This is a genomic window from Streptomyces sp. NPDC051987, from assembly GCF_040680735.1.
Taxonomy (GTDB): Bacteria; Actinomycetota; Actinomycetes; order Streptomycetales; family Streptomycetaceae; genus Streptomyces.
The window spans coordinates 31,330-40,281 of the sequence record NZ_JBFAXI010000021.1 but is presented as its reverse complement, the minus strand read 5'-3'; the positions used below and the strand labels follow the sequence as shown (position 1 = coordinate 40,281).

The window sequence follows — 8,952 nt, the reverse complement described above, 5'->3', positions numbered from 1 at the left end:
GGTGCCGGTGGAGATCACCTGGTGGGGTCACGCCACCTGCACGATCGAGGATTCGGGCATACGCCTGCTCACCGATCCTCTGTTCGCGCGCCGGCTCGCGCACCTGCGCCGCCGCCGGGGCGCCCCGCCGCCGCCCGAGGCCCGCCGCGCGGACCTCGCGCTCGTCTCCCACCTGCACGCGGACCATCTGCACGTGCCCTCGCTCGCCGGGCTCGCCCCGGGCACGCGCCTGCTCGTGCCCCGGGGCGCACGACGCGCGGTGCCCGCGCTCCGCCGCCTCCGTCAGCTGCGCGTCACCGAGGTCGACGTGGGGGACGAGATATCCGTCGGCCCCGTCGTCGTACGGGCGGTGCCGGCCGCGCACGACGGCCGCCGGCTGCCGGTGGGACCGCACCGCTCCCCCGCCCTGGGATACGTCGTCGAGGGCGCGGCGCGGACGTACTTCGCCGGGGACACCGGGCTGTTCGACGAGATGGCCGAGGCGGTCGGACCGGTGGACGTGGCCCTGCTGCCGGTCGGCGGCTGGGGACCGCACCTCGGGGAGGGCCACCTGGACGCCGGGCGGGCGGCGCGGGCGCTGGCCCGGCTTGCACCGCGCAGCGCGGTGCCGGTGCACTACGGGACGTACTGGCCGATCGGCATGGACGCGGTGCGCCCGCACGAGTTCCACGCACCCGGTGACGAGTTCGTGCGCCTCGCGGCCGAGTACGCGCCGGGGGTGGCGGTGCACAGGCTCGGCCACGGGGAGGGTGTGCGGCTGGAGGTCGCACGGTGAGACTGCTGGTTGTCGTCACGGCGGCCGCCGGTGCCGCCGCGTCGTCCTCGTCGTCTTCGGCCGAGTCCGCGCAGCAGGCGATCGGGTATCCGACGCTCTTCCTGCTGGTGCTGATCGGGGCGCTGGTGCCGGTGGTGCCGACGGGGGCACTGGTGAGTTCGGCGGCGGTGGTGGCGTTTCACCAGACGGCGCCGTTCGCGCTGGCGCTGGTGTTCGTGACGGCGTCGCTGGCGGCCTTCCTGGGGGACGCGGCGCTGTACTGGCTGGGGCGGCGCGGGCTGCGGTCGAAGAACGGGTCGCGGTGGCTGGCGGCGATACGGGCGCGGGCGCCGGAGGAACGGTTGGCGCAGGCGCAGGCGAAGCTGGCCGAGCACGACGTCGCCGTGCTGGTGCTGTCGCGGCTGGTGCCGGCCGGACGGATTCCGGTGATGCTCGCGTGCCTGCTGGCGGAGTGGCCGCTGCGGCGGTTCGCGCGCGGGAACGTGGCGGCGTGCCTGGCGTGGGCGGTGACGTACCAGGTGATCGGCATCCTGGGGGGATCGTTGTTTCCGGAGCCGTGGGAGGGCGTGGTGGCCGCGGTGGGGCTGACGGTCGTCATCAGTGTGGCGCCGAGTGTGTGGCGGCGGGTTCGGTCCGCCGGGTGACGGCGGGGCGCGGGTGCGGCGTGGTTGCTCGCGCGGTTCCTCCGCCGGGCATTCGGCCGACGGTCCCCCGCGCCCCCCTGCCGGGTGTCGGGGCGCTCTACCCCACGGCGCTGCCCCTTGACGTCCGCTCCAGAACCCTCGATCCCCCCACCGGCAGATCCCACAGGTCCTCCCGGGCCAGCTCCGCCCGCTCCCAAGCCGCCCGTACCCGCGTCAGCGGTTCCAGCACGGGCTCTGCCGAGAGGATGAAGGTGCCCCAGTGCATGGGGGCCATCCGTCTCGCCCCGAGGTCCTGCGTCGCCCGGACCGCCTCCTCCGGATCCAGGTGGACGTCGCTCAGCCACCAGCGGGGGTCGTAGGCGCCGATGGGCATCAGGGCGAGGTCGATGCCGGGGTAGCGGCGGCCTATGCGGGAGAACCAGTGGCCGTAGCCCGTGTCGCCGGCGAAGTAGACCCGGCCGCCGTCCGGCGCCGTGAGGACCCAGCCGCCCCAGAGGCTGCGGCAGGTGTCGGTGAGGGTGCGCTTGGACCAGTGGTGGGCGGGCACGAAGTCGAAGCGGGTGCCGCGCAGTTCGGCCGCCTCCCACCAGTCCAGCTCGGTGACGGTGGTGAAACGGCGGCGCCTGAACCAGCCGCCGAGTCCGGCCGGCGCGAACACCGGGGTCTCGCGCGGGAGGCGGCGCAGGGTGGGGGCGTCCAGGTGGTCGTAGTGGTTGTGGCTGATGACGACCGCGTCGACGTGCGGCAGGGACTCCCAGGGGACGCCGACCGGGGTGACCCGGGCGGGGGTGCCGATGATGCGGCGGGACCAGACCGGGTCGGTGAGGACGGTCAGGCCGCCGATCCGGACGATCCAACTGGCGTGTCCCGCCCAGGTGACGGAGACGGTGTCGCCGTCCACACGGGGCAGCGGGCCCGGTTCGAAGGGCAGCCGGGGGATGTCGGCGAGACCCTCCCGGCCGGGGCGGACCGAGCCCTCGCGGGCGAAGCGGGCCATCGCCTTGAGGCCGGGCAGCGGGGCGGTCAGGCGGTCGTGGAACGTCCGCGGCCAGAACCGGAGTTCGCCCAGCGGACGCGGTTCGGCGAGCGGCAGGGACGGAGGCGCGCAGGGACCGGTTTCCGTGGCCGTGACGGCGGGCGTCATGGAACCGGCCATCGGGGCTTCAGGCTTCGTGGAGGCGGTCGTCGTGGCGGCGGGCTTCGTGGAGGCGGGCTTCGTAGGGGCAGGCGGCGTGGGGGCAGGGGTGGTGGGGGCAGTCGTCGTGGACCCTGACTCATGCGTCTGCTGCGTCATCGAGGAGGCTCCCATCGCTGAGCGTCGTCGCGGAGATCGCCGAGTACCGACCTCAAGGACATCAACGCGCGTTGCACGTGTGGCAGTTCCAACGGCGCGGGTGAGGTGAGGCATTCCTGGCGCTCCGCGTCGGTCCCGCCCAGCAGCGGGCCGGTGGCGAGCCGGACGCGGAGCGCGCCCAGGTCGTCGCCGAACCGGTGGCCGCCCGGCGCCGGCATGCCCAGCCGGGTGGTGAGGAAGTCCTCCAACTCCTGTGCGTCGCCGACCCCGTGGGCGGCGAGAGCGGCACGCAGCGGCTCCAGGTCGGCGTACAGGTGACGGCCGGCCTGCGGCGGCCGGGCCAGGGCGCCCGCGGCGACGACGGCGGTGTGCGCCGCGGCGGCCACGCGCGCGTGCAGCCGTACGACGGCCTCCCGGCGGGCGGTGACGAGCTCGGGCTCGTCGAGCGCGTGGGCCGCGGCGACCGCCACGGGTCCGGCGAGGCGGGCGCCCAGCGCCGTGAGGATGTCGAGCACGCGTGCGTGCAGCGCCGTGCCGGTGGCGCCCGCCGGGAACCGGGCGACGGCGGCGGGCCAGCCGGCCGGCAGCAGGGCACCGGCCAGGTCGGTGACCACGGTGACCCGGTCCGGGAGCATCTCGGCGGGGCTGAGCAGCACCGTGGCGTCCGGGGCGTGCAGGGTGTCGCGCCAGGTCTCGTCGCTGACCAGGTGCAGGCCCGCGCCGGTGGCGGCCTCCACGGTCTCGTGCAGCAGTTCGGGCGGGGCGACGGTGGCGGTGGGGTCGTCGGCGACGGAGAGCACCAGCAGCCGGGGGTCCCCGCCCTCGTCCCGGACCCGGCGCACCGTCTCCAGCAGCGCGTAGGGGTCCGGTGCGCCGCCGGACTCGGCCGGGGTGGGCACGTGGAAGGCCGGTCGGCCGAGGATTCTGGCGTAGGGCGCCCACCAGGCGGCGCAGGGGCGCGGCACCAGGACGTCGCCGCCGAGCGCGGCGGTGAGCGCGAGCAGCAGAGCGGGGGCGCCGGGTCCGGCGACCACCCGGCCGGCCGGGGTGGGCAGTCCGCGCCGGTCCCAGTAGCCGCGGGCCGCGTCCAGCAGGGCCGGGCTGCCGCCGACGGGCTGCTCCCCGCCCCGGTGCGCGGCGGCGGCCAGCACGGCGGCGAGCTCGGGCAGGACGGGCAGCCCGTCGTCGGGCAGGGCCGGGCCGTAGCGGACGGGACCGTGGCCCTCGGGCGGTGTCGGCGCGCTCGGCCGCGCGGAGTCGCCGCTCGCCGGTCCGTGGGCCTCGGGATCCGTCCGCCGCATGTCCGCCTCCGCGCAGTGGGTGATGCCGTGTGCTGTCCGGTCCGGGTCGTGCGCTCCCGCCGGAGCGGTCGCTCCGGAGTACCCGGTGGCGGCCCGGTCACCCGTCCGCGGCGGTCCTCCCGCCCCACGGCCGCCGGCCCCACACCCGGTACGCGGCGCCGCAGCAGGCGGCCGCGATCAGCATCCCGCCCGCGACCAGCGCCGGTACCGACGGGCTGTAGGCGCCGCCGTCCCCGGCCGCCACCCCGTGCTGCAGACCCTCGGCGGCGCAGGAGGCGCCGTCACCGGCGTGCGCCCCTTGGCACTCGCGCCCGTCGGCGGCCGCACACGGCTGTGAGGCCCCGGCGCAGGGCCGCTCGCCGTCGCCCCGGGGAACGTCACCGTCCCCGCCCCGGGGACCCACGGCGTCCCCGTCGCCGCGAGGCCCGCGTGAGGCCGCGCCGTCACCGCCGGGCGGGACCGTTCCGCCGTCACCACGACCGGCGGTGCCTTCGTCCCCGCGGGGCGCGGTGCCCTGACCGTGCGCAGCCGTGCCGTTGTCGCCGTGGCCGAACGCGCCGCTCCCGCCGCCAGGGCCGGTATCGCCGCCAGGGCCGGTGTCGCCGCGAGAACCGGTGTCGCCGCCAGGGCCGGTGTCTCCGCGAAGGCCGGTGTCGCCGTGAGAGCCGGTGTCGCCGCCCAGGCCTGTTCCGTCGTCCCCGCCGACAACCGCCGGCCCGTCGTCGCCGTGCGGGAACCCCTCCCCGCCTCCCGGGGGCAGCGTGCCGCCGCCGTCTCCCGGGGGCAGCGCGCCGACGCCGTCACCCGGGGGCAACACGGCGCCGCCGTCCGCCGGGTGCGGTACGCCGCCGCCGTCCGCCGGGTGGGGCGCCCCACTGCCGGTCTGCGGAAGCACCCCGCCACCGGCCTTCGGCAGGGCCCCGCCACCGATCTCCGGCAGGGCACCACCACCGGTCACCGGCAGCGCCCCGGCACCGACCTGCGGAAGCGCGCCGCCCCCCGTCTCCGGCAGCGTCCCGCCACCGACCTGCGGAAGCGCGCCGCCGCTCTGGGGCACCGTGGCGGTCTCTCCTGGGGCCGCGCTGCCGGTGCCGTCGTCTGCCGCCAGGGCCAGGCGCGCGCTCCAGGGCCGGCCTTGCCGTCCGTCCGCCGCCGGGCACGTCCCGTCGACGGTCCGGGTGCCGTCCGCCGTGGCACCCGCCGCGGTCCCCTCCCTGTACGTCACCGGTGTGTCCCCGGAGACGACCCGCGCGGTGCCCCGATAGGTGAGCCCCCCGCTCTGGTCGACCCTGGCCAGCCGCACGGTGTGCCCGGCGAATGCCGACGACGTGGCGTCGATGGCCGCGGGTGCCCGGCCACCGCCCGGCCCGGCCGGTCCGGCGGCCTTCTCGCAGGTCACGGAGACGATGACGGTGGCGCCCGGCCGGGCGCTGCCGGGGCTGACCTCGGCGGCGGGGCCGGCGGCCGCGACGGCCGTGCCGGTGGTGCCGCACGCGGCACCCGCCAGGACGGCGGCGGACAGGGCGCGAAGGGGGCGGCGCATGGTGAGGCTCCTCGCACGGACGACTCGGAGGCACGGGGCCCGTACCCCCGCAGCCATCACAGCCCGCCGCACGCCCCGCCGCGCGCGGCCGGACCCCATTCGCGGGACTCGCGCCCTCTTTCGGGTGACGTCACGGCCTGGTTCCGGCGGGGCGGGAAAGGCCGCCAGGAACCCCGTGTCGGCCCCCCGTCCCCGGGTACGCGGTCGGCACCCCCGAAGTACCTGGAGGGAGAACATGCAGCGAGGCAGTGCCCGGCTGAACGTGCACCGGGACGACGAGATGAAGCACGAGCTCCAGGGCCTGCTCAGGTCCGGGCATCCGACACGGACCGAGGACTGGCACGACCCCGAGCCGCCGGCCGAGGACGATCCGGCGGTGTTCCGCGGTCCGAGTGTGCCGGGGACCGGTGAGCGGCCGTCGCCGGAGAGCGTACGGCTGGCGCTGGCCCGGTCCCTGACCCGGCACGACTTTCCGGCGACGGCGCGGGAGCTGGCCGAAGCGCTGCGCCGCCGCAACGCCCACGACGACCTGGTCGAGCGGGTCTCCCGGCTGCCGCGCTCGGCGCGCTACGGCAACCTGCTGGCGCTGGCCGAGGCGGCGACCGGACGGGAGTGAGCCGGGGCGCAGGCACAGGAAACCGCGCGCCGATGGGCCGCCGGGCCCGTCGGCACGCCTCGGAAAAGGAGTGAACACATGCGTATCGCGTTTCTGGCCGCGCCCGAGGGCGTCGAGCAGGTGGAGCTGACCGAGCCCTGGAAGGCGGCCTCCGACGCCGGGCACGAGCCGGTGCTGGTGTCGACGAAGCCGGGGAAGATCCAGGCGTTCGAGCACCTGGACAAGGCGGACACGTTCCCGGTGGACGAGGTGGTCGGCGAGACGTCGGCGGAGTCGTTCGGGGCGCTCGTGCTGCCGGGCGGGGTGGCCAATCCGGACTTCCTGCGGACGGACGAGCAGGCCGTCGCGTTCGTGAAGGCCTTCTTCGACGGCGGGCGGCCGGTCGCGGCGATCTGCCACGCGCCCTGGACGCTGGTGGAGGCCGACGTCCTGCGCGGCCGGACGCTGACGTCCTGGCCGAGTCTGCGCACCGACATCCGCAACGCCGGCGGCACCTGGGTCGACGAGCAGGTCAAGGTCTGCGACGGCGGCCCGAACAAGCTGGTCACCAGCCGTAAGCCGGACGACCTCAAGGCGTTCTGCGAGGCGTTCCTCGACGCGTTCGCCGAGTAGGAGCAGCGCGCGGCGGCGGGCCGGGCCGGCCGGGAGGGGCAGCCGGGGCCCCGGCTCGCTCAGGCGCCCGGTGCCGCCGTCTCGGCGCAGTTCCGCTCCCGGGCGCCCTCCCGGGTGCGGCCGGCGGCGACGAGACGGCGCGGATTGCGCCGCAGGTACTCGCCCTCCAGCTGGGCCATGCGTTCGTTGTGCGCCCGCAGCGCGTCGTTCGAGCCGTACAGCAGGGTGTCGTGGCGCGTCCGGTGGATGGTCTCCAGCTCCTTCATGAGCTGCTGGTCGTCCAGCCGGCTGGGGTCGACTCCGGTCATGGTGCTACCCCGCTCGTCGTGTGGGTCCCGGCGGTCCGGATTCCTGCCTCCACTGTACGAACTTCCGGGCGCGCGGGCCTGTCTGGGGCGCCGGCCTACCGCACCCGCTCCACCCGGCGCTCGTCCCAGACCGGCTCCGCGGTCTCCCGGACCCGGCCGTCGCTGCCGAAGACCAGATAGCGGTCGAAGGAGCGGGCGAACCAGCGGTCGTGCGTGACGGCGAGGACGGTGCCGTCGAAGGCCTCCAGGCCCTCCTGCAGTGCCTCGGCGGACTCCAGGTCGAGGTTGTCGGTCGGCTCGTCCAGGAGGAGTGCCGTCACCCCCTGCAGCTCCAGCAGCAGGATCTGGAACCTGGCCTGCTGGCCGCCGGACAGCCGGTCGAAGTTCTGTTCCGACTGCTGGGTGAGTTCGTAGCGGCGCAGCCGGGACATCGCCGCACCCCGGTCCTGGGAGTGCTCGGTCCACAGGATGTCCAGCAGGGTGTGGCCCTCCAGTTCGGGGTGGGCGTGGGTCTGCGCGAAGTGTCCGGGGACCACGCGCGCGCCCAGCTTCCACTGCCCCGTGTGCGCCACGTCCTCGCCTGCCAGCAGCCGCAGGAAGTGGGACTTGCCGGAGCCGTTGGAGCCGAGGACGGCGACCCGTTCGCCGTAGAAGACCTCCAGGTCGAAGGGTTTCATCAGGCCGGTGAGTTCGAGCTGGGCGCAGGTGACGGCCCGTACGCCGGTACGGCCGCCCTTGATGCGCATCCTGATGTCCTGCTCGCGGGGCGGCTCGGGCGGCGGGCCTGCCTCCTCGAACTTGCGCAGCCGGGTCTGGGCGGCCGCGTACCGGGAGGCCATCTCGTGCGAGACGGACGCGGCCTGGCGCAGGTTGACCACCAGCTTCTTCAGCTGGGCGTGTTTCTCGTCCCAGCGGCGGCGCAACTCCTCGAAGCGGGCGAAGCGTTCGCGCCGGGCCTCGTGGTAGGTGGCGAAGCCGCCGCCGTGCACCCAGGCGTCGGCGCCGGTCGGCGAGGGCTCCACGGAGACGATCTTCTCGGCGGCGCGGGCGAGGAGTTCACGGTCGTGGGAGACGAACAGGACGGTCTTGCGGGTCTCCTTCAGCTGCTGCTCCAGCCAGCGTTTGCCGGGCACGTCGAGGTAGTTGTCCGGCTCGTCGAGCAGCAGCACCTCGTCGGTGCCGCGGAACAGCGCCTCCAGCACCAGCCGCTTCTGCTCGCCGCCGGAGAGGGTGCGCACCTGCCGCCACTGGGCCTTCTCGTACGGCACGCCGAGCGCGGCCGTGGTGCACATGTCCCAGAGGGTCTCGTGCTCGTAGCCGCGCACCTCGGCCCAGTCGGCGAGGGCCTGCGCGTACCGCAGCTGGGCCGCCTCGTCGTCGACGGTCATGATGGCGTGCTCGGCCTTGTCGACGGCCCGCGCGGCCGCCTGGATCCGGGGCGGGGCGACGGACACCAGCAGGTCGCGGACGGTCGTCTCGTCCCGTACGGAACCCACGAACTGGCGCATCACGCCGAGACCGCCGCTCACGGCCACGGTGCCGCCGTGCGGCTTCAGCTCGCCGGAGATCAGCCGCAGGAGCGTGGTCTTGCCGGCGCCGTTGGGTCCGACGAGGGCGACGGCGGCGCCCTCACCGACCCGGAAGGAGACGTCGCCGAGCAGCGCCCTCCCGTCGGGGAGGTAGTACTCGAGGTGCGCGGCTTCCAGATGTCCCATGGTCAGGGATTCTGCGGGGCGGCCGTGGCCGTGGGCAAACCGTTATCGGGGGGCCGGTCAGGGATGCCGGGTGCGGGTGCGTCGTGGTTGCTCGCGCAGTTCCCCGCGCCCCTTTGGGGCGCGTCAGTGGCGCCCCTCGCTGCA

The 8,952-nt window shown here is 75.6% G+C and carries 9 protein-coding genes; 4 read left to right on the top strand and 5 right to left on the bottom strand.

Annotated elements, in window-relative coordinates; translation table 11 throughout:
- The first annotated feature begins 1 nt into the window (after position 1).
- Positions 2 to 775 (top strand): MBL fold metallo-hydrolase, encoded by a 774-nt coding sequence (locus AB0M11_RS14260; RefSeq protein WP_365704974.1) that lies wholly within the window; start codon positions 2 to 4, stop codon positions 773 to 775.
- A gap of 2 nt (positions 776 to 777) precedes the next feature.
- Positions 778 to 1,419 carry a VTT domain-containing protein gene (locus AB0M11_RS14255; protein WP_365705085.1) on the top strand — a complete coding sequence of 214 codons (642 nt, stop codon included), beginning with the start codon at positions 778 to 780 and terminating at the stop codon, positions 1,417 to 1,419.
- A gap of 97 nt (positions 1,420 to 1,516) precedes the next feature.
- Here AB0M11_RS14255 and AB0M11_RS14250 read toward each other — a convergent pair whose 3' ends face one another.
- The 3 genes from AB0M11_RS14250 to AB0M11_RS14240 form a co-directional block, all read right to left on the bottom strand.
- A complete protein-coding gene (locus AB0M11_RS14250) occupies positions 1,517 to 2,575 on the bottom strand; it encodes an MBL fold metallo-hydrolase (RefSeq protein WP_365704972.1) in 1,059 nt (352 codons plus the stop codon).
- A 134-nt stretch (positions 2,576 to 2,709) separates the two neighbouring features.
- Positions 2,710 to 4,014 (bottom strand): aminotransferase class I/II-fold pyridoxal phosphate-dependent enzyme, encoded by a 1,305-nt coding sequence (locus tag AB0M11_RS14245; RefSeq protein ID WP_365704970.1) that lies wholly within the window; start codon positions 4,012 to 4,014, stop codon positions 2,710 to 2,712.
- A gap of 97 nt (positions 4,015 to 4,111) precedes the next feature.
- On the bottom strand, positions 4,112 to 5,557 hold the full coding sequence (locus AB0M11_RS14240; RefSeq protein WP_365704968.1) for a hypothetical protein: 1,446 nt from the start codon (positions 5,555 to 5,557) through the stop codon (positions 4,112 to 4,114).
- A gap of 235 nt (positions 5,558 to 5,792) precedes the next feature.
- Between AB0M11_RS14240 and AB0M11_RS14235 the strand changes: the two genes are divergently transcribed.
- Together AB0M11_RS14235 and AB0M11_RS14230 are read left to right on the top strand one after the other, a co-directional pair.
- Positions 5,793 to 6,173 (top strand): DUF2795 domain-containing protein, encoded by a 381-nt coding sequence (locus AB0M11_RS14235; protein ID WP_365704966.1) that lies wholly within the window; start codon positions 5,793 to 5,795, stop codon positions 6,171 to 6,173.
- 78 nt (positions 6,174 to 6,251) lie between these two features.
- Positions 6,252 to 6,785, top strand: a complete 534-nt coding sequence (locus tag AB0M11_RS14230) for a type 1 glutamine amidotransferase domain-containing protein (protein ID WP_365704964.1) — start codon at positions 6,252 to 6,254, stop codon at positions 6,783 to 6,785.
- A gap of 59 nt (positions 6,786 to 6,844) precedes the next feature.
- Here the strand turns inward: AB0M11_RS14230 and AB0M11_RS14225 are convergent, their stop codons facing one another.
- Together AB0M11_RS14225 and AB0M11_RS14220 are read right to left on the bottom strand one after the other, a co-directional pair.
- Entirely contained in the window at positions 6,845 to 7,093 is a 249-nt protein-coding gene (locus AB0M11_RS14225; protein WP_365704962.1) for a DUF6158 family protein, read from the bottom strand.
- A 95-nt stretch (positions 7,094 to 7,188) separates the two neighbouring features.
- Positions 7,189 to 8,808, bottom strand: coding sequence for an ATP-binding cassette domain-containing protein (locus AB0M11_RS14220; protein WP_365704960.1), 1,620 nt, complete (start codon positions 8,806 to 8,808; stop codon positions 7,189 to 7,191).
- Between the last annotated feature and the right edge of the window lie 144 nt (positions 8,809 to 8,952).

Coding starts and splice junctions, on each gene's coding strand:
- AB0M11_RS14250 (WP_365704972.1), bottom strand. CDS start 2,575: ATGGCCGGTTCCATGACGCCCGCCGTCACGGCCACGGAAACCGGTCCC.
- AB0M11_RS14235 (WP_365704966.1), top strand. CDS start 5,793: ATGCAGCGAGGCAGTGCCCGGCTGAACGTGCACCGGGACGACGAGATG.
- AB0M11_RS14230 (WP_365704964.1), top strand. CDS start 6,252: ATGCGTATCGCGTTTCTGGCCGCGCCCGAGGGCGTCGAGCAGGTGGAG.
- AB0M11_RS14220 (WP_365704960.1), bottom strand. CDS start 8,808: ATGGGACATCTGGAAGCCGCGCACCTCGAGTACTACCTCCCCGACGGG.
- AB0M11_RS14245 (WP_365704970.1), bottom strand. CDS start 4,014: ATGCGGCGGACGGATCCCGAGGCCCACGGACCGGCGAGCGGCGACTCC.
- AB0M11_RS14240 (WP_365704968.1), bottom strand. CDS start 5,557: ATGCGCCGCCCCCTTCGCGCCCTGTCCGCCGCCGTCCTGGCGGGTGCC.
- AB0M11_RS14225 (WP_365704962.1), bottom strand. CDS start 7,093: ATGACCGGAGTCGACCCCAGCCGGCTGGACGACCAGCAGCTCATGAAG.